The 26277-nt window shown below is 33.2% G+C and carries 26 protein-coding genes and 1 pseudogene; 23 read left to right on the forward strand and 4 right to left on the reverse strand.

Annotation, left to right across the window (positions count from 1 at the left end; translation table 11 throughout):
* Positions 1–163 precede the first annotated feature (163 nt).
* The 5 genes and pseudogenes from F5ESL0228_RS02695 (at position 164) to F5ESL0228_RS02715 (ending at position 3066) form a co-directional block, all read left to right on the forward strand.
* Positions 164–793 carry a GTP pyrophosphokinase family protein gene (locus F5ESL0228_RS02695; RefSeq protein ID WP_122022766.1) on the forward strand — a complete coding sequence of 210 codons (630 nt, stop codon included), beginning with the start codon at positions 164–166 and terminating at the stop codon, positions 791–793.
* Positions 793–1599, forward strand: coding sequence for an NAD kinase (locus F5ESL0228_RS02700; RefSeq protein ID WP_122022767.1), 807 nt, complete (start codon positions 793–795; stop codon positions 1597–1599). Before F5ESL0228_RS02695 ends, F5ESL0228_RS02700 begins: the two co-directional genes overlap by 1 nt.
* Positions 1583–2497 carry an RluA family pseudouridine synthase gene (locus tag F5ESL0228_RS02705; RefSeq protein WP_122022768.1) on the forward strand — a complete coding sequence of 305 codons (915 nt, stop codon included), beginning with the start codon at positions 1583–1585 and terminating at the stop codon, positions 2495–2497. The genes F5ESL0228_RS02700 and F5ESL0228_RS02705 overlap by 17 nt, the downstream gene beginning before the upstream one ends.
* 81 nt (positions 2498–2578) lie before the next feature.
* Positions 2579–2725: pseudogene (locus F5ESL0228_RS08595) on the forward strand (hypothetical protein); the annotation flags it as partial.
* A gap of 41 nt (positions 2726–2766) precedes the next feature.
* Complete coding sequence (locus tag F5ESL0228_RS02715) at positions 2767–3066, forward strand: hypothetical protein (RefSeq protein ID WP_122022769.1); 300 nt, start codon at positions 2767–2769, stop codon at positions 3064–3066.
* A 286-nt stretch (positions 3067–3352) separates the two neighbouring features.
* On the opposite strand, the gene F5ESL0228_RS02720 is transcribed toward F5ESL0228_RS02715, so the two are convergent.
* On the reverse strand, positions 3353–3649 hold the full coding sequence (locus F5ESL0228_RS02720; RefSeq protein ID WP_122022770.1) for a ClpP family protease: 297 nt from the start codon (positions 3647–3649) through the stop codon (positions 3353–3355).
* Positions 3650–4023: 374 nt separating this feature from the next.
* Between F5ESL0228_RS02720 and F5ESL0228_RS02725 the strand changes: the two genes are divergently transcribed.
* From F5ESL0228_RS02725 to galE, 5 genes are all read left to right on the forward strand, one after another.
* Complete coding sequence (locus tag F5ESL0228_RS02725) at positions 4024–4221, forward strand: hypothetical protein (protein ID WP_122022771.1); 198 nt, start codon at positions 4024–4026, stop codon at positions 4219–4221.
* A 145-nt stretch (positions 4222–4366) separates the two neighbouring features.
* Complete coding sequence (locus F5ESL0228_RS02730) at positions 4367–5950, forward strand: ABC transporter ATP-binding protein (protein WP_122022772.1); 1584 nt, start codon at positions 4367–4369, stop codon at positions 5948–5950.
* 696 nt (positions 5951–6646) lie between these two features.
* Positions 6647–7243, forward strand: coding sequence for an NAD(P)H-dependent oxidoreductase (locus F5ESL0228_RS02735; protein WP_122022773.1), 597 nt, complete (start codon positions 6647–6649; stop codon positions 7241–7243).
* Positions 7244–7482: 239 nt separating this feature from the next.
* Positions 7483–7839 (forward strand): hypothetical protein, encoded by a 357-nt coding sequence (locus tag F5ESL0228_RS02740; RefSeq protein ID WP_147441421.1) that lies wholly within the window; start codon positions 7483–7485, stop codon positions 7837–7839.
* Between the two features lie 310 nt (positions 7840–8149).
* A complete protein-coding gene (gene galE / locus F5ESL0228_RS02745; RefSeq protein ID WP_122022775.1) occupies positions 8150–9121 on the forward strand; it encodes a UDP-glucose 4-epimerase GalE in 972 nt (323 codons plus the stop codon).
* Positions 9122–9667: 546 nt separating this feature from the next.
* Here galE and F5ESL0228_RS08600 read toward each other — a convergent pair.
* The 3 genes from F5ESL0228_RS08600 to F5ESL0228_RS02765 all read right to left on the reverse strand — a co-directional run bounded on the left by F5ESL0228_RS08600 (position 9668) and on the right by F5ESL0228_RS02765 (position 11886).
* Positions 9668–9868, reverse strand: coding sequence for a CPBP family intramembrane glutamic endopeptidase (locus F5ESL0228_RS08600; protein ID WP_122022776.1), 201 nt, complete (start codon positions 9866–9868; stop codon positions 9668–9670).
* Between the two features lie 24 nt (positions 9869–9892).
* The gene (locus F5ESL0228_RS02755) at positions 9893–10342 is read right to left on the reverse strand and encodes a hypothetical protein (RefSeq protein WP_122022777.1); all 450 of its coding nucleotides are present in this window, start codon (positions 10340–10342) and stop codon (positions 9893–9895) included.
* 515 nt (positions 10343–10857) lie between these two features.
* Positions 10858–11886, reverse strand: a complete 1029-nt coding sequence (locus tag F5ESL0228_RS02765) for a lactonase family protein (protein ID WP_122022778.1) — start codon at positions 11884–11886, stop codon at positions 10858–10860.
* Positions 11887–12051: 165 nt separating this feature from the next.
* On the opposite strand from F5ESL0228_RS02765, the gene F5ESL0228_RS02770 reads away from it, so the two are divergent.
* The 13 genes from F5ESL0228_RS02770 to F5ESL0228_RS02830 all read left to right on the forward strand — a co-directional run bounded on the left by F5ESL0228_RS02770 (position 12052) and on the right by F5ESL0228_RS02830 (position 26186).
* Positions 12052–14808 (forward strand): cation-transporting P-type ATPase, encoded by a 2757-nt coding sequence (locus tag F5ESL0228_RS02770; protein ID WP_122022779.1) that lies wholly within the window; start codon positions 12052–12054, stop codon positions 14806–14808.
* A gap of 82 nt (positions 14809–14890) precedes the next feature.
* Positions 14891–15271 (forward strand): PTS glucitol/sorbitol transporter subunit IIA, encoded by a 381-nt coding sequence (locus F5ESL0228_RS02775; RefSeq protein WP_122022780.1) that lies wholly within the window; start codon positions 14891–14893, stop codon positions 15269–15271.
* Positions 15272–15285: 14 nt separating this feature from the next.
* Positions 15286–16476 (forward strand): AI-2E family transporter, encoded by a 1191-nt coding sequence (locus F5ESL0228_RS02780; RefSeq protein ID WP_122017956.1) that lies wholly within the window; start codon positions 15286–15288, stop codon positions 16474–16476.
* Between the two features lie 55 nt (positions 16477–16531).
* A complete protein-coding gene (locus F5ESL0228_RS02785; protein WP_122017957.1) occupies positions 16532–17089 on the forward strand; it encodes a tRNA (cytidine(34)-2'-O)-methyltransferase in 558 nt (185 codons plus the stop codon).
* A 1-nt stretch (position 17090) separates the two neighbouring features.
* Positions 17091–17483: a DUF1149 family protein gene (locus tag F5ESL0228_RS02790; protein WP_122017958.1), complete on the forward strand. Its 393-nt coding sequence runs from the start codon at positions 17091–17093 to the stop codon at positions 17481–17483.
* A gap of 20 nt (positions 17484–17503) precedes the next feature.
* The gene (locus tag F5ESL0228_RS02795) at positions 17504–19945 is read left to right on the forward strand and encodes a DNA translocase FtsK (protein ID WP_122022781.1); all 2442 of its coding nucleotides are present in this window, start codon (positions 17504–17506) and stop codon (positions 19943–19945) included.
* Positions 19946–20111: 166 nt separating this feature from the next.
* Positions 20112–20840 carry an SDR family NAD(P)-dependent oxidoreductase gene (locus tag F5ESL0228_RS02800; RefSeq protein WP_122022782.1) on the forward strand — a complete coding sequence of 243 codons (729 nt, stop codon included), beginning with the start codon at positions 20112–20114 and terminating at the stop codon, positions 20838–20840.
* A gap of 67 nt (positions 20841–20907) precedes the next feature.
* Positions 20908–21969, forward strand: a complete 1062-nt coding sequence (locus F5ESL0228_RS02805; RefSeq protein ID WP_122022783.1) for a RodZ family helix-turn-helix domain-containing protein — start codon at positions 20908–20910, stop codon at positions 21967–21969.
* Positions 21970–21995: 26 nt separating this feature from the next.
* Complete coding sequence (gene pgsA, locus F5ESL0228_RS02810; protein ID WP_122017962.1) at positions 21996–22556, forward strand: CDP-diacylglycerol--glycerol-3-phosphate 3-phosphatidyltransferase; 561 nt, start codon at positions 21996–21998, stop codon at positions 22554–22556.
* Between the two features lie 222 nt (positions 22557–22778).
* Positions 22779–23957: an ABC transporter ATP-binding protein gene (locus F5ESL0228_RS02815; RefSeq protein ID WP_305017870.1), complete on the forward strand. Its 1179-nt coding sequence runs from the start codon at positions 22779–22781 to the stop codon at positions 23955–23957.
* Position 23958: 1 nt separating this feature from the next.
* Positions 23959–24582: an ABC transporter permease gene (locus F5ESL0228_RS02820; RefSeq protein WP_122022784.1), complete on the forward strand. Its 624-nt coding sequence runs from the start codon at positions 23959–23961 to the stop codon at positions 24580–24582.
* A 9-nt stretch (positions 24583–24591) separates the two neighbouring features.
* Positions 24592–25527, forward strand: a complete 936-nt coding sequence (locus tag F5ESL0228_RS02825; RefSeq protein ID WP_122022858.1) for a glycine betaine ABC transporter substrate-binding protein — start codon at positions 24592–24594, stop codon at positions 25525–25527.
* Positions 25527–26186: an ABC transporter permease gene (locus F5ESL0228_RS02830; protein WP_122017964.1), complete on the forward strand. Its 660-nt coding sequence runs from the start codon at positions 25527–25529 to the stop codon at positions 26184–26186. The genes F5ESL0228_RS02825 and F5ESL0228_RS02830 overlap by 1 nt, the downstream gene beginning before the upstream one ends.
* The last annotated feature ends 91 nt before the right edge of the window (positions 26187–26277 follow it).

Here is a 26277-nt window from a genome sequence, read left to right on the forward strand (position 1 = left end):
AACTATTGTCTAACATTGTGCTAGGATAGTCAAAATATCAAGTTTTTTGTTGTTAAAACATTAAGTAAGTAGCAAGTGTGTAACGATAAATTTTAAATTATGAAATTGCTATCATCTATTTTATGTTAAAATGACTATGCTGTTTGAGAAAGGAATTATTTCTATGGATGTTGATTGGGATAATTTTTTATGGCCCTATGAAGAGGCTGTTCGTGAATTAAAGGTGAAATTTCGTTCTCTTAGGCAAAGTTTTTTAACTAAGGGAGAATTGTCACCAATTGAATTTGTTATTGGACGAGTAAAAAGCGTTGATTCAATTAAAGAAAAAATGAGACGCCGAATCATTAGTCCAGATGTGATCGAAACAGATATGCAAGATATAGCGGGAATTAGGATTGTATGTCAATTTGTTGATGACGTCTATAAAGTGGTTGATTTAATTCATGAGCGTGATGATATGGAAGTTATAGAGGAACGTGATTATGTTCAAAATGCTAAGCCATCAGGGTACCGCTCATATCATATGGTGATTTCCTATACTGTATATTTGCCTGAAGGTTCTAAAAAATTATTAGCTGAAATCCAAATTCGGACTTTAGCAATGAATTTTTGGGCGACGGTTGAACATACTCTCAACTACAAGTATCAAGGATCTTATCCAGATGATATTTCTGAAAGGTTAAAGTCAACTGCTGAAACAGCATATAGACTTGATGAAGAAATGTCATTAATTAAGGATGAAGTTCAGGAAGCACAAAAAGTCTTCATCAAAAATAAGGGTAAGGAAAATTAATGCGAATCACAATTGCTCATAATAATAATTCAGAAACATTAAAAGTAGTTGCGCATTTAAAGCAAGCACTAGAAAAGAAAACCGGATATGTTTTTGATGCTAAATATCCAGATGTGGTGATATCTGTTGGTGGCGATGGTACATTAATCAACGCTTTTCATCGTTATGAAAATCAGATTAGCTCTATCAGGTTTATCGGAATTCATACTGGGCACTTAGGTTTTTATACTGATTGGCATGGAGCAGAAATCGAAAAGATGGTTGATGCGCTCTTTTTAAGAGAACCCGAAACAGTTAAATATCCTTTGCTTGAAGTTGAACTTATAACAGAAGCAAATGAACGTAAACGCTATCTAGCACTAAATGAATCTGCAGTTAAGCAAATTTCGCATACGTTAGAAGCAAATGTTTATATTGATGATCAACTATTTGAAAATTTTCGGGGGGATGGTTTGTGTGTTTCAACTCCAACTGGATCAACTGGCTACAATAAATCGCTTGGTGGTGCAGTAATTCACCCTCAGCTCAAAGCTTTACAAATGGCAGAAATTGCATCAATTAATAATCGGGTGTTTCGTAGTTTATCATCACCGATTGTAATTGCACCAGATCAATGGATAACAATTGTTCCTAAGGCAGATAAATTTGTAATGACAGTCGATGGTAACCAAATTAATGTTTGTAATGCTAAAAAAATAATATATAGAATTTCTAACAAAGTAATTAGGTTTGATCGCTTTGGACATACTCATTTTTGGTCACGTGTTCAAAGTGCCTTTATTGGTGATAATGATGCCCCTGTATAAGATTATGGTTCAAAATGAATCGACAATGGAGTTGGGAGCCTTTTTGTTAAAGAACGGGTTTTCAAAACAGGCAATCAATAATGCCAAAAATCGAGGTGGTATGCTTATAGTCAATCACAAAGCAAGATATACTAATTACCGTTTGCATCGAGGTGATGAGGTTATCTTTGTTTCAGGAAGTGAGCTTTCTAATCCCTGGTTAAAGCCTTCTTATGAACGACTTGAGATTGTCAAGGAAACGTCAAATTATCTGATTATTGATAAACCTGCTGGCCTTTTATCAATTCCATCTCGTTTCGACGATAATGCTGTTGTTAACCGAGTTTTGGGATATTTTGAACAACATCAGATGTCTAGCCTTAAGCCTCACGTAATTACGCGTCTTGATCGTGATACCACTGGTTTAGTACTAGTTGGCAAGAATGCAATTGCTCATGGCAGATTTAGCAAACTTAACAAGCAAGATTTTATAAAAAAATATCATGCAATTGTGCATGGCAACTTTGCAAAAAATGAATTAACTGGTGTGATTGAGGCTCCAATTGGTAGGAAAAATAAAGAAGTTAAACGTAGTATTGACTTTGTTCATGGTAAAAAGGCAGTGACTGTCTATCGTGTACTTGAGCAAGTCCCGCAGGCAAGCTTAGTTGAGTTACGTCTTTATACTGGTCGTACTCATCAAATTCGATTACACATGCAATCAATTGGACATCCATTATTTGGTGATCCACTATATGGAATCAATGATCAGTTTGATAGACAAGCATTAAATTGTTGTTTTTTATCTTTTCCTGATCCATTTGTCAAAGGTAAACTTGTAAAAGTAAAAGCTTCTTTAGCAAAAGATATGCTTAAATTGTGGCGTCAACTAAGTTTAAATGATTTTACTGTAAAGTAAGGTTTTGGTAAATTGTAAAATAAAGTTGAACACTCGCCCTAATTAGAAAATGAAAAAAGTCCATAAGTTTCTTCAGGTGAAAAGCAGCAAATAGCTTTAGCTAGGGCTTTATTGTTAACTGACAAGTTTTTGCTATTAGATGAGGCTACTTCTAGCAAAGTTAGAAATTATTTATTTTCCATAAATAGAGGCTTTATAGAAATAGCTCATGAATTAAATGAACAATAAAATTCCAGATATGACCAAGTTATTAATTTAGGTGTATAAAAATGATAATTGATACCAAAAAACTTCAGAAAGAAGTTATAGATAATAAAAAAAGACATAATTTTAATACGACAGATATCAAGTTTGAATTGCTGCTATTGTATGGCGAAGTAAATGAACTTTTTAAGGGATGGCTTAAGCAAGATGCTGACAATATAAACGAAGAATTAGCAGATGTTGATATTTTTTTGCTGGGTATATCCGAAATGTTGGGAAGCGACTTAGGAAAGGATATTGTTGATAAAATCGAAATAAATAAGAACAGGATTTATAAAAACGGAGTAAAGGTAAGTAAAGAATAATATGAAAGCAAAAATCAAGTTAGGTTTTTAACTTGGAACAAATTTTCGATAATGTAGTCACATTAACACCCCATGTTTTTTCTAAAATTTTGAGTCATATCAAAATGCGGCTTATTAATCTAATATATACACTGTGGAAGCGTTTTAAAACAATTTTGACATTGGGGAAAAGCTCCTTGGTCAAGTCCACGTAATGTTATGTTTTTATGTAATTCGTCTAAACTCAATATTTTTAGAGGTCATGTATTTCGGAGCACCCATTTTTTCCATCATAACTGTTGCTATCTCATCGGCAAGAATAAACTTTGTCTACCAATCCTAATTCTACAGCCTTATTGGAACTAATATAGCAATCTCTTTCAATAGCGCGGTCTATTTCTTCAATAGTAAGGTTTGAATTTTTGGAAATTAAATTTGCAATTTTTGTTCTTACTTTTTTAATTTGGTTTGCACCAATTTCTATATCGCTTTGTTGTCCACTCATAGACCCTATTGGCTGATGAATAAGAAGCTGAGTATTTGGCAGGAGCGCTCTGAACTTACGCTCTCCTGCCACTAGTATCAATAATTGAAAATGCACCATTAACACTTCATCCTAAGAAATTAATGTAAATATTTATTGGGGCATCATCTTCAGCGTCCAAATATAAAAGCTGAGTAACCGTTAGTTTGGAAGATTCATATGTTATATCACCTCTTGTTTTATGTTACTTTTCATTTTTTATTTTACGAAATCGCTTGCAATAAAATGCTGACATTATATAATTAAAAGGAATGTTATAATCCAAACTTTCGGGAATAAGAACAATTTACAGCAGATCCTTCTAAAATATCACCTAAGAGTAAAATTGATGTAAAGAAAATAGGATCAAATATATTTACATTTGCTATTCATTTAAAAGATACGAATATAGAAATATTCTATGCATTTCCAATTAAGTTAATAGGGAAAATGGAATGTCTAAATACGTAACTATTAGTTTTAAAATGAATAGAATGGCGTCACTACCGTCAACAGCCATATTAAAGCAGTTTAACAAATATGTGAATGAAGTTAATCCTTTTACAAGTGGTGCAGCTTTAACTCAATTAATTGAAAAAGGTATAGTGAAGACATCAATCAAGAAGATTTTAGAGAGATTATTGATTATTTAAAGACAAGTAGTGGATGGAACAATTCTGATTTTCAAACCTGGAGTCTTTTATTGAAACGTGCATTATCTAGTCTGGGTCATAACCTGCAAGAATTTGTTGAGCTTGAAAAGCAAAGCATGGGCAAGTCTAATTTGGATAAAGAAAAATGATTTGGAAATACTTAAAACGAGTAATCAAAAAAATTGGTATAAGCAAAATTGCATATTTTTCTATGTTTGTACTTTTGGGATATATATTTTATTTTTCGCAACCTTATTTCATTACTAATTTGTTTTCAACAAATAAAAATGAAAGTAACAGATTAGTTAATTTAATAGCTCTGTCAGTTTCACTTATGACAATACCGTTTATTGATTATTTCAACAATACATTTATTCAGGCAGTTAGAAAATATTCTAAACAAGAACTATGGGAAGAGGTTACAAATAAACCTTTCAGCTATTTTTCAAAACATTCTGTAGGTAAAGTCCAAAGCTATATTAAGGACGTCTCTTTTGCCTGTCGCCAGTTGGAACAAAGTAGTTTAAAAATTATAATTCAAATGGCTGTAATGATAGTACTATATACCATCATGATTGGTATCAAAAATATATTACTTGGTTTATTATACTTGGTTTTCTTCTCTGGTTATTTAGCAATCTCTGTGTGGATGGCAAAGCGTAATAGGAAAAACATATCTAATTCATTAAAAAGTGCATCCGTTGTAAACGAGTATATGATTGACTACTATCGAAATATTGAAACAATATCATCTAGTAATTCTGAAGAATATGAAAGTAATTACATGAACAGTATTCTTTCTAATGAGCAAAAATCATATCAATATGTTCAGAGTATTACAAATCAGGCTGCAATAGTGCAACAATTAATAATAGTTATTTTAGCTTGTATAATTGCATTAGTTGGACAACATATATTTGGAAGTAATAAAATTCAATCACTAACAGTCATTCTAATTTTATTATATTCTATTTTGAATTTATCTGGATTTGGTCCACAATATTTAGCTATAGAGGAATTATTAAATCGCATTCGAGCAGGCTTGTCTGAACTCGAATATGATGTGTCATCTGAGCAAAAACCAAATATGATTAAGTTTGATGATAACACGGACGAAGTAATAATAAGAGATATTGACTACTCATATAAAAATGATCAAGTAATTTTTCATAATCTAAACTTAACATTTAAAAAAAATAAAATGAATGCATTAACAGGAGAAAATGGCTCTGGGAAAAGTACACTTTTGAAACTTTTAAGTGGGTTTTTCACACCGAGTAAAGGTGAAATAATTTTCCCATTTCAGAATGCACCAAAATTAATGTATATCGCACAAGATGCTCCTTTATTTAACAGATCAATTTATAAAAATATTTGTTATCCTAGTTTAAAACCTAACATTGAAACAGTTTTGAACCTAGTTAAAGAAATCGGTTTAGATACTTTAATTCAAACTAAAGATGATTTAAATAATAAGACACCAGGAGATTTTAAAAATAAAATCTCCGGCGGTGAAGTCCAAAAAATTTTATTTTTGCGAGCGATTATTACTAAGCCGGATATTTTATTACTTGATGAATTTACAAGTAGTTTAGATGAAAAAGCTATAAATAAAGTCTATTTAATGATTAATAAATACTTAGATAACACAACAATTATAAGTGTCATACATAGGGTAGACGAATTATCTTATTATTCAAATATTGTAAATATAGCTCCAATTAAATAATTTTTTCTTTTTTTCTTAAAATTAATCAACCAAAGTTGCGATTTTATTTTCAATGTTATGATAATTTGATAGCTATAATGGCTCTTTGTAAAATGTTGTTTATAGAATTTTTATAACATCTTGATTACGGCTTGAAGTTTTTATGCTTGATACGAGCCCAAAAATGACTAAAAATGCGGTAGCCGTGAATCTGCTTGATCTGTGGTTGACTCTTTCTAGGCAGCCGTTAGATTGTTTGTCCTGGGTGGCGTGAGCAGGTCAGACAGATTGCCTTTAAATATCTTGATAGGTTCTAAAAAATTGTCTGTAATTTGTTCAAACTCTTTATTCATTTTTTTGCTCCGTGCCAAACGCATGTACGATAAAAATTATATCTTTACTTTACCAAAAAGCTCGACAGGTTCCAAATGTGAAGTTTTTTAATAGCACTTACTAGTCCTATTAGACGAAATGTCCATACTGGCGGTTAAACGAATTTTTACCTTTTCAAAGTTTTTGAACATGACTATTTTTATGCGTTGTAATAAAAAACATCCTCCTTATGGAGCCGATGTGTAATTACTTTGATATATCTGGCAGTAAAAGAAAGTGAGGCAAGAATTATATTTTTTGTCTCTAGTATGCATACTGAAAAAATAAAAGATATTTTACATATTATCATATTATCAATAAATTTAGGACAAGAGAGATAAAGTAATGACAACAATAATAATATACGCACATCCTTACACAAAAAGCTTTAACCATGCAATACTTAATAAAGTTATAAAAGCGATGAGAGATAACAAAGAAGAGTATGTAGTTATAGACCTATATAATGATAAATTCGATCCAACATATTCTGCTAAAGAGTTATCTTTATTTAGTGTTGGAAAAACAATTGATCCTTTAGTTAGTAAGTACCAGAAGATTATTAAAAATACAGATAAAGTTATATTTATTTTCCCAATATGGTGGAATGATACTCCAGCTATTATAAAAGGCTTTATAGATAAGGTAATGAAGAAGAACTTTGCTTACAATGTAGGCAGTACTGGGTTAATAGGAAACCTTAAAAATATAAAAAAGACCTTAATTCTTACAACCTCGACTTCTCCGACATTTTATTTGAAGATATTTTGTGGCAATGCTATTAAAGGAGTTTTTATTAATAGTACGCTTAAGCAGCTTAAATTCAAAAATCGAGTATGGAAAAATTTTGGTAATATTGATCATAGTAGTATGAATAAAAGAAATGAATATTTAGAAAAAATGGCTAACTACGTAAATGAATGGGTAGTGAAAAATAATTGAATAGAGGAGTTGTAACTGGTTTGGAATAATTAAGCTCTTAGGTAATAATGTTACTTCGACTTGGAAAGCAGCTCACCTTTCGTCATACAAGAAAATTTGTTCCGTATATATAATAAACTCATTGGTGAAAGACAATCTTTATCTGATATAGTAGCAATAGTTGCTAAATATTTTTAGGTTCAATATTCAGCAGATGTAAAATTTTAAAGTTGGTAGTTATTTATGGCAGTTTCAATTTTGTGTCTACTGGACATGTTAATTTTCTTGAAACAATTTTCAAAGAATGGAGTCAAGTTTTTGTTTTAATATTGCCAAACAATAATATTTGTAATCCCATTGTTTATCCTGATAAGGATACTAATGATTTTTTGAGCATGTGTAATGATTCTATTCAGAAAAAGAAGTTATTACCAATTGTTGATAGGGTTAATGCACTTTCTTTAGTGATTAAAAATAATCCCAAATTAATAGGTAAGGTACATATTGCGGTATTTTGTAGGCCAGATGATAATATTTCTTTTTTTGATGTATGTTATCCTAAAGAAAATTTTGATATCGTTTTTCTTCTTGATGACTCAACCAAGTGGATTCTTTAAAATATAAGAAATTTATACTGTCAAGCCAGACTTTTTTACTCATAATTCTGAATTATTATAAAGACTGGACGATTTAAAGAACTTTTAGATCCATCAGCTTACGAATATTATGTAAAACATAGAATTGCTTTAAAGTGATATAAATAATTTTAGAAAAATAGTTTATTTAAAATATATTTATGATTTAAAGATATACTATCTAAAAATAATTGTATTTTGTTATCATTATTGGAATATATGGAACTGAAAATTTACTATTTATTAGAATAAGTAGTTTACTAAAATAAATTGAAAGGCAGCGAATTTTGTTATGCGTATTTTAGTTATTGGTGGTGCTGGATATATTGGTTCAGTTGCAGTAAAAAAATTAATTAAAAATGGATATGATGTAGTCGTACTTGACACTCTATATTCAAGTGCAATAGATCATAAGGCAAAGTTTTATCAGGGGGATTTAAAAAACACATTTTTAGTAAGTAAAATTTTGCGTTCAGAGAAAATTGGTGCAGTAATGCATTTTGCAGCATCATCATTGGTTTCTGAATCTGTAAAAAAACCGTTGAAGTATTATGATAATAATGTAACTGGTATGATTTCCTTGCTTCAGGCAATGGTTGATGCACAAGTTAAATATTTAATTTTTTCTTCTACTGCTGCGGTGTATGGTATTCCCAAAGAGGAAAAAATTACTGAAGATACGCCTCTTGAACCTATTAATCCATACGGTGACAGTAAAATGATGATGGAGCGTATTATGTCTTGGGCTGATAAAGCTAATGGCATTAAGTCAATTGCTCTTCGGTACTTTAATGTGGCTGGGGCAGCAGATAATGGTTCTCTCGGAGAAGCGCATGAGCATGAAACACATTTAATCCCAGTACTCTTGAAAAGTGCACTTAAGGATGATGGTAAATTTACAATCTTTGGTGATGATTATAATACAAAAGATGGAACTAATGTTCGTGATTATGTTGAGATTAATGATTTGATTGAAGCTCATATTTTAGCGTTAACTAAATTAGTGAAAACTAACAAGTCTGATGTGTTTAATCTTGGGACATCTCAAGGATACTCGAATCTTGAAATAGTAAAGGCTGCAAGAAAAGTTACTGGCATTGATATTCCATATACTTTTGGTCCAAGACGTGGTGGTGATCCAGATATTTTGGTTGCAGATTCAACTAAAGCGCGCGAAATTTTAGGTTGGAAGCCAAAACATGAGGATATTGAAGATATTATTTCTTCTGCTTGGAAATGGCATAAAAACACAGCTAAAAATTAATTTATTTCCTGTAATGTAGACTAATTGTTAAACTTTAAATCAGAGTTAATTTCTGAATTTATCAAATAAATACTGACGTCAAGAACTAGATATTTACTTGATAAATTGTCTATTTTTTCTTTTACAATTAAAGTTGAGGTCACTAACAGTAGTGGAATCTTTGAATTCATGTGTCAAAAGAGCTCATAAATATTTTTTCTCTTAAGTTAGTTTAGGTCGAGAGTCTCTAAGTTTGAATTGAAAAAATGATAAATCTGGAATAGAAGTTTCTAAAAATATGCTTGATTCAGGTTTTGAAAATAATTATTATAAGTATAAAGAAAAGAATTAAGGACACCTGTAAAGCGTCCTTTTTTGTGAAAAATAAATTTCGAAAATTGCAATTTTAATTTGAACTATATCTGTGAATTCTGAACCATTATCAAACGTGATCGACCTGGATACTTATCAATCGTTTCCGCCGATTACTTTTTTGCTTGGTTTTCTGTTAAGCTTTCATAACCATTTATTTGTTTAAAATTACTCATTTTACTTATCTCCTTTATGTTAAAAAAATCTTAATAACCAAATAATTAAATTTGTTAAGCTGTGACTAAGAATAGACATTTTAATATCTTTGGTTATTAAATATATCAGTGACGATCCTAATCCCCCAACGAATAATTGTACTGTTGCCCATGAAAACATTTCCCCGTGAGCAAAGGCAAAAATTAGGCTAGTTAAGACTATTGCAACCCAGGGATTCATTTTTTTGAAAATTCCCCCCTGTAATCATCCACCTTGAAAAAATAATGTTTCTAAAATAGGACCTGATATAACTAGAGTAAAAAATACAATTACCCCTAATTGAGTATGCAATAATCTGATTAGATCACTATCTGTATTGCCTACATTTACGATATTTCCGATTAACGCTTGGATAAAAACTGAAATCATTGTAATACCCAAGGAAACCAACAAATTTCTAACACGTAGTTTTACTGACAGGATTGGTGTTCCATTAATCTTCTTATAAAAAATATAGACAACTCCAAAACCAACTAGGCAACCTATTATAAGAACAAGCACATGGTGTAAAATATTTACGTTGTTTCTTGTTTCATGATCATTTACTATAGTTGCAAGTGTTGGAGCCTGCATAAAAATAAAAGTAAATAAAAACCAAAAGAAGAAAACAGTTGCTTTTAATAAAAATAAAATGATTTGTCCTAGTTGTTTCATAATGCTATAAAATCCTTTCCTATATCTCCAGAAGCTTAGAAATACTTAATATACATAACTCAACAAGATGGTTGAGAAAGATGTTTGTTGACTTTGTGAATAGCATGACCCACTTCATAACCCAAATTATAATCTGCTTGAGCTTTCCAAGTATCGTTGCTCTTTCTTTATTAGTTAGAACTTTAAAATTCTTGGGTTTAACTTCCATGATCGATTACGTTTCTTTGAAAATTATTTATATGTTAACATATTTTTCGGAAACCAAGTATATAATAAAGTGCTTACTTTGAAATTGGCGTGGACCAATGGAAATTTTTGCAGACTGTTATTTTAACTGGGCAAGTAAATATTTATAGCTATGAAATTACACTAATAAATTTGAAAAGTAGAATCAGACATACGTTAAAAGGACGCATCCCAATTGAATATCGGAATACGACCTTAGCGAATATAAATTAATGTTAACGAACTCTATGAAGTAACTTCAATGTTCTAACTCTTTTTGTTTTTAAAATTTAGTTGCAAAAAAGAACACAAGTACCTTCAGGAACAGATATATTTTTTTGAATAGGGGTTAAGCAACCGCTATTACCGTCTCGAGTATAAAGTGTGGCATTATCAGTATTCTGATTAGCTACAACAACGAATTTTTGTTCATTATCCCAATTAAAATCCCGCGGAAACTCGCCGAAGGTTGAAACTGTTTGGCGTAATTCCAAGGTATGATCATTTTTAACTGCAAATACAGTAATTGAATCATGTCCGCGGTTAGATACATAAACAAATTTTCCATCATTGCTTATTCTAATAGCAGCTGCACCATTATGTGCAGTAAAATCTTCTGGAATGGTCGAATAGGTGGCAATATTGGTAAAGGTCCAGTTTTGTTCATCAAAATGTACAACATTAACCTTGCTTGAAAGTTCACCTACAACGTAGAAATAATTTCCGTCTTTATTGAACACGATATGCCGACTGCCAAAACCAGCTTCATTTTGATATTTTGCTAAATGATTTAAATGGTTATGTTCAAAACTATAAAAATCAACGCAATCATTACCTAAATCGCAACTAACTAGGTTGCCTTGCGGTGTTTGGTCAAAGAAATGTGGGTGCGGTCCGTCTGCTTGTTCTGGACAAGGACCGAGAGTATCAGCTGTGTGTTTAATTGAATCAAGCAATTTTATTTGACCATTAGCTTCGTAAGAAAATACTGCCAAAACTGCGGTATGATAGTTTGCTGTATAAAGCAATTTTTGCTTACGATTGATACCAATATAAGCTGGAGAAGAACCAGTTGTTAAGTATGAATCTTGAGCTAAATAATTGTTATTAGATAATTTGAAAGAGCTAATTCCGCCTTGGTTACCCGTGTTATTGATTGAAAAAATCAAATCATTATCTTGAACAAAGTATGTTGGTCCTCCGATTCGAATTATTTCTTGAGCCTCTCCAAGTTGTAAACTATTATCAGATTTAATTAATGGCAATTGATAGATTCCAGTAGCATTTTTTTTAGTATACCCACCAATTAGTAATTTCATTTTACGCCTCCATTTTGCTTTAATGAGAATAAGTTCAATCATCATTATAGCATGACACACAATTGTAAAGATTTATAGTAACCAATTTTCTTAAATAGTGTTAAAGTATGGTGTCAGAACTGCTAACAAAATAAGCAGTAAAATTTTAATAAGGGGTATACGTGAATGGATGAAAATAAAATTCGAGAGCTTTATGCTAAGAATGAAATTTCAGAAGTTTTTACTAATCTTCACTCGTCTACTACGGGGTTAAGCTCGTCAGAGGCAGCTGATAGACTAAAAAAGTTTGGTTCAAACGAGATTAAAAAATCTCAGGAAGAATCTGAATGGAAAACATTCTTTAAAAACTTTGTCAGTATGATGGCAATATTATTATGGATTTCTGGATTAGTAGCCATTTTCAGTGGAACACCAGAGTTGGGTATTGCTATTTGGATGGTCAACATTATTAATGGATTATTTAGTTTCTGGCAAGAACGAGCAGCTAAACGGGCAACAGATGCATTGAATAGTATGCTCCCTACTTATGTTCAAGTTATTCGTGATGGTAAAAAGATGCAAATTGATTCTAAGGAATTGGTTCCTGGAGATGTTTTTGTTTTGCAAGCAGGTAATGCTATACCAGCAGATGCTCGGTTAATTACGGCTAATTCTATGCAGGTCGATCAAAGTGCATTAAATGGTGAATCTGTTCCTGAATCTAAGACAATTGATTATGCACCCGGTGAAGGTAGCTATGCCGAAACTAATTTAGTATATTCAGGAACAACGGTTGGGTCAGGTACTGCTCGTGCGATTGCATTTGCCACTGGGATGAATACTGAATTTGGTAAAATTGCACAGTTGACCCAAAAACAAACAAAGGTTGATAGCCCATTAACGAGAGAATTAAATCGGTTGACAAAACAATTATCAATAATTGCTGTATCAATTGGAATGATTTTCTTAATTGCAGCAATTTTCTTTGTGAAGTATCCTTTTGCGAAAGCTTTTATTTTCGCTTTGGGGATGATTGTGGCATTTATTCCTGAAGGTTTATTACCAACAGTCACATTAAGCCTTGCTCAAGGTGTTAAGCGAATGGCAAAAAAACATGCTTTAGTTAAAGAACTTAATTCAGTTGAAACTCTGGGAGAGACAACAGTTATTTGCTCTGATAAAACAGGAACATTGACTCAAAACCAAATGACGATTCATTATATCTGGACGCCGCAAAATGAATTTCAGGTTACAGGGAATGGTTATGAGAATAACGGTCAAATTGAACTTAATAAAAAGCAATTATGGTATGAAGAAAATCCCGATTTGCATAAGTTGATACAGATTGCAGCGCTCGATAATGATACTTCTATTCAGCCAAGCAATGTTAAAGGGGAAAAACCCAAAATTTTAGGAACGCCAACCGAAGCTTCATTAATTATAATGGCACAAAAAGCTGGCTTTGATCGTCAAAAAGTGTTGGTCAAATATCCCCGTTTACGAGAACTACCGTTTGATTCAGATCGTAAACGGATGTCGACGATTCATCGCTGGAATGATCATCAGTATATTATTTTTACGAAAGGATCTTTTAGTGATGTAATCAAGCAGTGCGATCAAGTTCAAGTTAATGGACAAGTTCGATCGATGACTGCTGATGATAAAAAAAGAGCCGAAAAATATAATGCTGAATACGCCGCTAAAGGTTTGCGTAGTATGGCGATGGCTTATCGGATTGTTGATAAAGATAATACAGATGTTACTAAGTTAACAATTGAAACCGCAGAAAATCATTTGGTGTTTGTTGGGCTGACGACTATGAGCGATCCACCGCGTCCAGAAATTTATAATGCCGTCAAACGTTGTCATGAAGCAAAAATTAAGATCATTATGGTTACCGGTGATTCAAAATTGACAGCAAAATCTGTCGCAGTGCAAATTGGATTAACCTCTGAGCATGCTCGTGTGATCTCTGGCGATGAATTACAAAAAATGAATGACAGTGAGTTACGTGAAGCATTAAAGGGCGAGGTGATTTTTGCTAGAGTTGCGCCTGAACAAAAATATAAAGTTGTTAAAACATTACAAGAGAATGGCGAAATCGTTGCTTCAACTGGCGATGGTGTCAATGATGCTCCGGCTTTGAAGCAGGCTGACATTGGTATTGCTATGGGGATGACAGGAACTGATGTTGCAAAGGACGCGGCTAATATTATTTTAACTGATGATAATTTTGCCTCAATTGTTGCTGCAATCGAAGAAGGACGAGCTGTATATAGTAATATTCGTAAATTTTTAACTTATATACTAACATCTAATGTTCCTGAAGCTTTTCCATCAATATTGTTTCTATTTTCGGGTGGTTTGATTCCACTACCAATGACAGTAATGCAGATTTTAACCGTTGATCTAGGAACGGACATGTTACCAGCATTGGGATTAGGGAGTGAAGTTGTCGATCCGGATGTAATGAAACAAGCACCGCGAAGTCGAGGTGAACACTTACTCAATAAACGGGTTATTGAAAAAGCATTCTTGTGGTATGGACTAATTTCAAGTGTAATTTCAATTGCAGCTTATTTCTTTGTTAACTATCAAAATGGATGGCCTCATATTCCACTGGCTTCAAGTGGTCAAGTTTATTTACGAGCCACAACAATGGTGTTAGGAGCAATTATTTTCACTCAAATTGCTAATGTTTTAAACTGCAGGACTAATAAGATTTCAATCTTTAAGAAAGGGGTATTTAGTAATCCAAGTATTTGGTTTGGTATAGGATTTGAAATTTTCTTATTCTTTATTTTAACTATGACCCCAGTATTACAGCAATTGTTTAATACTACTAGCCTTATGCCAATAGACTGGATTTTTCTATTCTGTCTTCCAATTCCGTTAGTTCTGCTAGATGAACTAAAGAAATTGCTTTTGTATCATCATAAGTAAAGAACTGTTAATAAAACCGCTTATTATTTAGTTAAGCGGTTTTTGTTATGTTAAAATTAAATGTTAAGGAGTATATAAGACAATGAAATGGATTGCAACAATTAATAAAATAGGTAGACAAGCAATTGAGCCGGAAAATGAAATGGTTCTTTTGTTTGGTGATAATGTATCGCCTGATTTAGTTGAAGTATCAGTAATTCAGAAGTTTGATCAACAAATTCCACTTGACAATTTTGTTTTTAACACTGGTGATACAATCACGATTGGTGGTAAAACTTATGTGGCCAATTATGTCGGAGCAATGGTTGAAAATAACATTAAGACATTGGGACATGTTACGTTTTTTTTCACTGCTTTAAATTCCAAGAAACCATTGGCAAACGCAATTTATTTAACTTCAAGTGCGTCTCAGAGACTACCGGTTTTTAAAGTTGATGATCATATTGTTTATGAACATATTTGATTAGGATGGGGTTAATGGACAATTTAAGAAAACATAAAAAAGAAACTGTTTTTCAAAAATGGTTTTTGAATAACCGTTTTAGTATCGCATTGTTAAATATTTTATTATTCTTTTTGGTAATTTGGTTGTTTAACAAGGTGTCTTTCGTATTGAATCCGGCAAGATTGTTTGTAAGTGCGATATTACCTCCGCTACTTCTTGCACTCATTCAATTTTATATTATGAATCCGTTAGTGGATTTGCTTGAACGTAAATTTAAGATCCCTCGAGTTGTCACTATTATTGGCTTGTTTATGTTAGTTGCATTATTATTGGTCTGGACAGTTAACACCTTATTGCCAATTGTTCAAGGACAGATTAACTCCTTAATCAAGCACTGGCCGTATATTTGGAATGATGCGACTAATGCAATACAGAACACTTTAAATGCACCACAGCTTCATAGTGTTAGAAATAATATTAATGATGCTATTACTAGAGCACAGAATACAATTTTTAAATCAGGACAAACTACGATAAATACTACATTAAACAATATTTCTTCTGCAATTAGTATTGTGACGATTATTTTTATGACGGTCTTAACCGCGCCGTTTATTTTGTTTTTTATGCTTAAAGATGCACATAACTTGCGGCCATATCTGACACAATTTGCTCCCAGTCGTTGGCAAAAAGGCTTTGGTCAATTGTTATATGAAATTAACACTGCTTTGGCAGCATATATTCGAGGCCAGATTACCGTTGCTTTTTGGGTTGGAATCATGTTTGGTATTGGTTATAGTATAGTTGGGTTACAATACGGAATTGCACTTGCGGTTTTGAGTGCAGTTTTGAATTTGATCCCATATTTTGGTACCTTCATAGCTTTTATTCCAGCAATTGCAATAGCGATTATGATGTCGGTGCCGATGGTGATTAAAGTTTTGATTGTATTTATCATCGAGCAGACTATCGAATCTCGAATAATTAGCCCACTTGTTATGGGAAACAAAATGGAGATGCATCCCGTAACAACGATTCTGCTTTTAATCGGTTCAAGTTCAGTTTGGGGGCTATGGGGAGTAGTTTTTGGGATTCCGATCTATGCTGTTTTAAAAATTATTACAATGCGGGTATATAACTACTATAGGAAAGTTTCCCAAGTTTTTCGTGAAGATGAAGATAGTTCGCTAGTGACAAAAGATTCTAAGAAAATAAAAAAGTAGTGGAATGTATAGGTATAATCGTTATTATGACTTTTTAAATTGAGGAGATAAAAGATTGACAAATCACGTTGTTTTATTTGAGCCACTAATGCCAGCTAATACTGGTAATATTGCCCGAACTTGTGCTGGATCAAACACGGTGCTTGATCTGATTGAACCACTTGGTTTTCAGATTGATAATAAGAAAATGAAACGGGCTGGATTAGATTATTGGGATAAAGTAGAAGTTCATTTACATGACGATTTGGCGGCTTTCCTTAGTACTTTAGGTTCGCAAGATGAAATGTATTTGATTTCTAAATTTTCGTCAAAAAATTATGCGGAAGTTTCCTATACTGATCCCAATAAAAACTATTATTTTATTTTTGGCAAAGAAACAACTGGCTTACCGGAAACGTTTATGCGAAAATATTATGATCGCAATTTGCGGATCCCAATGTCTGATAATATTCGCTGTTATAATTTGGCTAATTCAGTAGCAATCGTTTTGCTTGAGGCATTGCGCCAACAAGGGTTTCCACTAATGGAAAAAAAGCATCATTATGAAAATGACAAATTAAAAGATAATTATAATCGACCGCAGCGTTATCAGAGAAATTTAGGAGGAGAATAAAATGGATTTTAAAAAAGAGACACCAATTTTAGTTAAGAATTTTCATTATGACATTAATGAAGAACCAAAAACTAAGGACAAGGTAAACTTTGGTTTGAAAAAAGTTGAAAAGCAGAATGAAGATGGAACTACTGATAAGGGTGAGGACGGCAACTACTTTGAGATAACTGTGGTTTTTGATGTTGCCCCCGCACCTGGACAATTTTCTGTCAGTGGAATGATTAGTCAAATTGTTCAGATTAAGGATTATTTTGGTGACGGTAATGACTTGGATAATACTGACTATAAGTTACTTAGCCGGCCACTAGTTGAATATATTGAAACTTTAACTTATGAAGTTACGCAAATTACACTGGAAAAACCAGTTAATTTGAACTTCGAAGCTAACTTTTAATTTTTGATTAGGTGGAAGGTATGCCTAAGAAAAAAAACAAAACGCCTAGAAAAAGTAAGAAGGTGCAAAATACAGGAATCACTTGGGCAATTATCGGTCTTATACAACTTGCTATTGTCTTTTTGGCTTTTGCTAAATTTGGTATATTAGGTAAACAAGTCGCAAATGTTTTTCGGCTGTTTTTTGGTGATTCATATTTATTAGCAGCTGGATTATGTGCAATTTTTGGCTTAGTGATGTTGATCTATAATAAACCGATGCACTTTAACTTTAAACGAAGTATTGGTTTAATGATTGCGATTTTGGGCTTTCTTTTGATTCAAAGTAGCTTATATTTTGAGCGTGAATTAGTTAATAATGCCTTTATGAATGCTTTTTGGTATGAGATGAGTGCTGAATTTAGTCGAGCAGCGATTACAAAGCCGATTGGTGGCGGAGTGATTGGAGCTCTGTGTTACCAGATGTTTTATCCATTACTTGGACATACTGGTTTACGAGTAATTGCGATCTTGTTTATTCCGACTGGTATTTTAATGTTCTTTGACGTTAAATTTGCCGATGTGATTCAAAAGTTTCAGTTGTTTTGTCAACTTTTTATTACAAAGAATCATGAGGCTGGTACTAAGCTCAAAAAAAAGTATGGCATTATGCGAGAAAAACAATCACAAAAAAAAGAACGACAGCAAGCACGTGATTTGTCTGATCCGTTAGATTCAGAATCATCGCTTTTTCCTAATGTTGATGATTTTAAGGTTGAAAATAAAGCAAACCATTCCCAAGAGAAAAAGAACGATTCATCAGAATCGCTTCAGGAAAATTCCAGTTCCATTGAGTCTACTTTAGAGCAAGAACCACAGATTCAATTTTCTGACCAAAATCAAGATGAGTCAATCAAAAATGAGCAACTAGAAAATGAAGAATTACCTAAATCACATTCGTTTGCTGAAGAAGATAAAAAAATACGTCAGGAACTTGAGAATGTAGATCATGATGAACTTAAACAGAACAAAGCGACTAACACGCAATATAAAAAACCACCGTTAAGCTTGCTTGATGCTGTTAAAAGTGCCGATCAAAGTACAGATAAAAATTTGATCATTAAAAATACGCAGACTTTGCAGGCAACATTTAAAAGTTTTGGTGTAAATGTGATTATTAAAAAAGCTATCTTAGGGCCAACGATTACTCGGTATGAAGTTCAACCAGCAGTTGGTGTTAAGGTAAGCCGAATAGTTAACTTAGCTGATGATTTAGCTCTTGCCCTTGCTGCTAAAGATATTAGAATTGAAGCACCAATACCTGGTAAACCTTTTATTGGTATTGAGGTGCCTAATCGTACGACTTCAGTTGTGGCCTTTAAAGATGTGATGCAAAATCAGGATTCAAAGGCTCATAGCGATCCAATGGAAGTTCCCCTTGGAAAGGACGTTAGTGGAAAAACAATTTCAGCTAATTTGGCTAAAATGCCTCATTTGTTAATTGCAGGTTCAACAGGTTCAGGCAAATCAGTTGCAATTAATACAATTTTGACTAGTATTTTAATGAAGGCAAATCCGGATCAGGTTAAGTTGATTTTGATTGATCCTAAAATGGTGGAATTATCTGTTTACAATGGTGTGCCCCACTTATTAATTCCGGTTGTAACAGATTCAAAGTTGGCTGCTAACGCATTAAGCAAGGCAGTGAAAGAAATGGAGCGAAGATATAAACTATTCGCTGCAAGTGGGGCACGGAACATGACTGAATTTAATGAAAAGGTACGGATCAACAATCAGGATAAAACTAAGCCAGTAATGCGTGTTTTACCGTATATTTTGGTTGTTGTTGATGAATTAAGTGATTTGATGATGGTCGGTGGCCATGATGTCGAAGGTGCGATTGTTCGATTAGGGCAGATGGCTCGTGCTGCTGGAATACACATGATTTTAGCAACACAACGCCCTAGCGTTGACGTTATCACGGGATTAATTAAAGCTAATGTGCCTTCAAGAATTTCATTTGCGGTTTCTAGTGGTGTCGATTCAAGGACCATTTTGGATCAAACAGGTGCTGAAAAATTACTTGGACGTGGTGATTTGTTATATATGCCGGTCGGAGCTTCTAAACCAGAAAGAATCCAAGGTGCATATGTTTCTTCCCATGAAGTTGAGAAAGTTATTTCATGGGTAAAAGAACAACAAAAGCCAGACTATGATGAAGGGATGATTCCGCAAAAAAATGATGAGTCAGCAAATTCTACGGATGATGAACCAGAAGATGAATTTTATAATCAAGCCGTTGATCTAGTTAGAAGACAACAAAGTGCAAGTGTGTCCATGTTACAGAGACGCTTTCGAATTGGCTACAATCGAGCAGCACGAATAGTCGATGAAATGGAAAATAGGGGAGTTATTGGACCATCAGAAGGTTCAAAGCCGCGTCAAGTTTTATTACCGCCAAAAAAGGATGAGACAAATAACTAATTTTTAAGAAAGTTTATCATGTCGAAATTTAGCACAATTTCACTTGGAAATAATGTTAGAATTAGTTAAATGTGGGCTTAGATGAAATGGTAGTAATGTTTGAGTGATTACTATATAAGTTATATTTACATTTATGGTTCATAAATAATAAAAAGGAATGTTGTATTTGCAACGAGCAATTGTATTTGGAGCTACTGGTGGGATTGGTCAGGCAATTTGTGTCGAGTTGGCACAGGCTGGTTGGTCTCTTTATATTCATTGCAATCAGAATTGGCAAATAGCCTGTGAAATAAGTCAACGTTTAAGTCATAAATATCCGCGACAAGATTTTATTCCAATTAAGCTTGACTTTTCAGTTGAAAATAGTGATTTAACAGCATTTGTTAATACTTTATTACCAGTTAATGCAGCTGTTTTTGGGCAAGGGATTACAGATTATAACTTTGTCAGTAGTCAAGATTTGAACATAATTGATAGGATCATGCATATTAATTTAACTACTCCAATTAAGCTAACGGGGTTGCTTGAACCACTACTAATTAAAAATGATTTTAGTCGAATAGTTTATTTGGGTTCGGTTTATGGTGGTGATGGCAGTGCAATGGAAGCCGTATACAGTGCCTCTAAGTCTGGAATTTCACGTTTTGCGCAAAGTTACGCACGTGAAGTTGCTTCAGCAAATTTGACTGTAAATGTGCTTGCTCCGGGTGCTGTTGATACTAGTATGAACGCAACGCTTGCTCCTGAAGCTTTGGAAGAAGTAAAAGGAGAAATACCTGTGGGACGAATAGCTGAGGGCGGAGATATCTCCTTTTGGGTTAAAAATTTACTGGATGTTCGTTCAAGCTATTTAACTGGTCAAACAATATATGTTAGTGGTGGATGGCTCATATAATGGTAAAAATAATTAGTAGTATATGTTATACTCAAGATATAAGTTAAAAGAAGTTAAAGAGGTAACTATGGCAGATATCGGAGACAAATTACGTAGTGCCAGAGAGGCGAAAAAACTTTCAATTGAAGATATTGAAAAAGCAACTAAAATTCAAGGTAGATATCTGACAGCAATTGAGCAAAATGATTTTGAAAAACTTCCTGGCGACTTTTATGTGCGGGCTTTCATCAGACAATATGCTCAAGTTGTTGGATTGGATGGTAAGAAGCTTCTTGGTGAGTATCATCAAGAAGTTCCTAAAGCTGAACCAGATGAATACGTTGAAGACTCTATTGATAATAAGAGTGAAGAAGTTCAAAAAACGACTAACAGTAAGAAAAAAATATGGCAAACATACTTGCCACGAATTATTGTTGGTTTAGGAGTTATTGCAATTGTATTGATATGCTACGTAGTTTATGCACATTTTTCATCAACAGGTAATCAAAATAACGATGCTACAAGTGATGTGTCGGTTTCTACGGGTACTAATAAACGTGCTAAACCCAAAAGGGTTATCCAAAATCCGGTAAAAATTAAGGAGCTTGCTGTTAACCAATACCAAGTTACTGGTTTGAAAAATAGGCGTAATTTAGTAGTTAGAGCTGGTGATCAGGCTACAACGGTCACTATTATGATGAATGGTATTAATCAGAGTAGCCAAACTCTAGTAGCTGGTCAAAAACATACGTTGCGGATTCCTGAGACTGTAAAAACATTATCTGTATCGTTTAGCAATGCCCAAGGAACTTCGGTCTCTATTGGAAGGAAAAGGGTACCATATGAGGCTCAAAGTACAACACAAACTCTGACTTTCTATATTGGTAAAAGAAATAGTCTACAATCAAATCAATCCAGAGAAACAAATACTAATCAAAACAATAATACTACAAATAGTAATTCCAATTCGATGCATACTGGCAATCAGCAGTCTCACTCTGAGCAGCAATCCAATGCTACTAATAGCAATGAAACTACTAATAGTCAGCAAAACAATCAAACAAATCAGCAAAGCAACCATAATAACCAAACAAATCATACTGAAAACAATGGCCAAAATGGTGGCTCTAACAATGATGGTAATCAATAATTATCATCCAGGAGGAAAAGTTAAGAATGAATTTACCAAACAAATTAACGGTTTTTAGAATTTTATTAATTCCAGTCTTTATGTTAATCGTCATTTTTGGAGGAGACGCTAGCATTAAAGTTGCCGGAACAACGGTTTACTGGAGATTAGTAATTGCAGCTATCATTTTTGCTGTTGCTTCTGCAACTGATTGGTTTGATGGTCATATTGCAAGATCACGTAACTTGGTTACAAATTTTGGTAAATTTGCTGATCCATTAGCTGATAAAATGTTGACGATGACAGCATTCATTATGTTGGTTTCATTGAAATTAGCTCCAGCATGGATTGTTGCAATTATTGTTTGTCGTGAATTAGCAGTTACGGGGCTACGCTTGATTCTTGCTCAGAATAAAGGTCAAGTAATGGCGGCCGAGATGCCGGGTAAAATTAAAACTACTTGTCAAATGTTGGCAATTATTTTTCTCCTAATTGGCGATTTTTATCGTATTGGGACAATTTTATTGTATCTGGCCTTAATTTTTACTATTTATTCCGGATGGGATTATTTCCACAATTCATGGAGTGTATTTGAAGGTTCAATGTAGTAGTAGCATTTTAAAATACTATAATAATTAAATATAGAATAAAAAAGCGTTGAATATTTTCAACGCTTTTTAACTTTTAAGAACGAAAACATAAAATACTTTAAATTAACAGCATGTAATTCTTTAAAAATTCTCAACTACTGTGTAATAATAGTAAATTTTTGATTAAGTTTTGTTATATTGTTACGATTGAATTATAGGTTTATGAAAAGGGGGATTTTTATGGTCAAGCAATTACCACTGGTTGAGTTTAAAAATGTAACCAAGTTTTACCCTAAAAGTAAAACAGCAGCGGTCGAAGATATAAATTTTAATATAAAAAAAGGTGAATTTTGTTGTATAATCGGCACTTCAGGCTCGGGTAAAACTACCTTGATGAGAATGATTAATCGGATGACTAATATTACTAAAGGTGAGGTTTTGGTCAATGGCAAAAATGTTAAAGCTTTTAATCCGGTTGAATTGCGGCGGCATATTGGATATGTAATTCAAAATAATGGCTTGCTGCCTCATATGACAATTCGTGAAAATTTAATTTTAGTTCCAAAACTATTGAAATGGCCTAAAGAAAAATTGCTAAGCAAGGCAAAAGAATTAATTAAAATGGCGGAGTTGCCAGATAGCTATTTAGATCGTTATCCGACTGAATTGTCTGGTGGTCAACAGCAGAGAGTTGGTGTCATGCGTGCCTTAGCTGCGAATCAAAATCTGATCTTAATGGATGAACCTTTTGGAGCACTTGATCCGATTACACGAGAAAGTTTGCAAAAATTGGTTCAAAACTTACAAAAAAGTTTAGGAAAAACAGTTGTTTTTGTTACTCATGATATGGATGAAGCATTAAAACTTGCAACTAAGATTGTGGTTTTACATAATGGAAAAGTTATTCAAATTGGATCTCCTGATGATATTTTACATAATCCAGTTGATTCATATGTTGAAGCGTTAATTGGTAAAGAACGTCTTGCAGATGCAAAATATGAAACAGTCAAAGTTAAGAATGTTATGTTAACGAATCCCGCTAAAATTAATTTGGGTGCTTCTTTAAACGAAGCTCTTATTATGATGAAAAAGAAACATGTTGATACCTTACTTGTGGTTGATAATTATGATCATTTTAAAGGCTATGTTTCTATTGAAATTCTTCAACGTAATTATCCACAGGTTAATAGTGTAAGCGATATTTTACAAAAACAAGTTTATACTGTAGGACCAGAAGAATATTTACGCGATAATTTCAACCGAATATTGAGCCGAAAGGAGCAATATATTCCTGTAATTGATGCAAATAAAAAATTAGTTGGAATTGTTACTAGATCCAGTTTGGTAAATGTCGTTTATGCTAAAATTTGGGGCAGTACAACCTTAGATAGTTCTGATTCAGTAAAAGAGGCGAAATAAAATGACTTCTTTTTTTGCACAACATGGTTCGGAATTAATTGTTAAAACTTGGCAGCAAATTTATATCTCGGCTAGTGCTTTGATATTAGGAATTATTGTTGCAGTACCGCTCAGTGTAGTTTTATTAAAATTTCCACGTACCGCTAAAGTAGTTATTTCGATTGCAAGTGTTTTGCAGACAATTCCAGCTTTGGCACTTCTCGCAATGATGATTCCCTTTTTAGGAGTTGGACCTATACCTGCAGTTGTTGCATTATTTTTGTATAGTTTGATGCCAATTTTACGCAATACTTATGTTGGGTTAACCAGTGTAAATCAAAACACGATTGATTCTGCACGCGGACTGGGTATGACTAGAATTCAAATTATTACCCAAGTTGATATTCCATTAGCAATGCCAGTTATCATGGCTGGTATTAGATTATCTGCCATATATGTAATCGCTTGGGCAACTTTAGCATCATATATTGGTGCTGGGGGCTTAGGAGACTTTATTTTTAATGGTCTAAGTTTATTTCAGCCGAATTTAATTCTTGGCGGAACTATACCTGTAATTATTTTGGCTTTATTAACTGATTATTTGATTGGCAAGCTTGAACAATTACTTACCCCTAAAGGTATATAGGTGAGCATTATGGGAAAATTTTTAAAGAGATCAATTCTTACAACTATTATTCTTGTAATAATGACTATTGCAAGTGGTTGTGGTTTTCCAGGGTTAGCTGACTCGATGGGGAGTACTAATGTTATTCGTATAACTGCATTAACAACAACAGAATCACAAGTGATGGCTAATATTATTGCAGAATTAATTGAACATGAAACGCCTTATAAAACTACGATTGTTAACAATCTTGGTTCAGCGCCAATGCAGCATCAGGCGTTATACCGGCATGATGCTGATATACAAGCAGTTGCTTATGATGGTGGTGAATTAACTGCTAACTTACTTTTGCCAGCTATTAAAGATTCGAAAAAGGCAAATGATACTGTTCGTCGAGAGGTAAAAAGAAGATGGGATCAAACCTATTTACATACCTATGGCTTTTCAAATAATTACGCCTTTATGGTCGATGGTAAAACTCAAAGAAAGTATAATTTACATCGAATTTCGGATTTAAAAAGGGTGCAAAGCCAACTTTCTTTTGGTGTTTCATCTGAATGGGTTAATGCACCGGGGGTTGGCTATCCTTCGTTTCAAACATCGTATGGTATTACTTTTAGCAAGATGCGGCCAATGAATGCAGGGCTTGTTTATTCTTCTCTAAAAAGTGGCAAGATGAATGTTATTTTGGGTTACTCGACTGATGGTCGAATTGATAGTTATAAACTTCACTTGCTTAAAGATGATAAGCATTTCTTCCCACCATATAATTGCGGTATGTTAATTAATAATTATTTATTGCGTGAACACCCCGAACTTAAGCCAATTCTGGAGCGTTTAGTAGGGCAGATAAGTGTTCATGATATGCGTAAAATGAATTTTCAGGTCGATGATGAATTATTAGAACCTGCAACAGTAGCACATGAATTTTTAGTTAAGCACAACTATTTTAGGGGGCAAGAGTGATGGCAAAGTTATCTTTATGGCAGCAATTTATCTATTATTATCAACATAATGGTGTATATGTACTGCAACAATTCAACCGAACTTTTTTGATATCAATTTATGGGGTTTTACTTGCTGCAATTATTGGAATTCCTATTGGTATTATTATTTCTCGTTATTACTATCTGGGGAATTTTGTACTAGAAATTGCTAATTTTATTCAAACGATTCCTTCACTTGCAATGCTTTCAATTTTAATGATTGGGATGGGTTTGGGAGTGATGACTGTCATTTGCGCAACGACTGTTTATTCTTTGCTACCAATTATTAAAAACACCTACACGGGCATAAAAAATGTCGATAAAAATGTTATTGATTCTGCTCAAGGTATGGGAATGACTAAATTTCAGTTGCTTTATATGGTACGATTACCTTTATCATTATCTGTAATTATTGCTGGATTAAAGAATGCATTGGTAATTGCGATTGGGATAACTTCAATTGGTTCGTTTGTTGGTGCTGGAGGATTAGGTGATATTATTATTCGCGGCACTAACGCAACGAATGGTAGTGCAATTATTTTGGCTGGTGCAGTGCCAACAGCTTTGATGGCAATTTTTTCAGATATTATTTTAAATTTTTTACAAAAATGGTTACAACCTAAAGGATTACAAAAATAATTTTTGAAGAATTTAAGCTATTTAAGCGTATTTAATAATGTAAGCAAATAAACAAAAACATTTGTTCGCTATTTCTTGCAAATAACCATTG

Source organism: Lactobacillus sp. ESL0228 (assembly GCF_003692825.1).
GTDB lineage: Bacteria > Bacillota > Bacilli > Lactobacillales > Lactobacillaceae > Lactobacillus.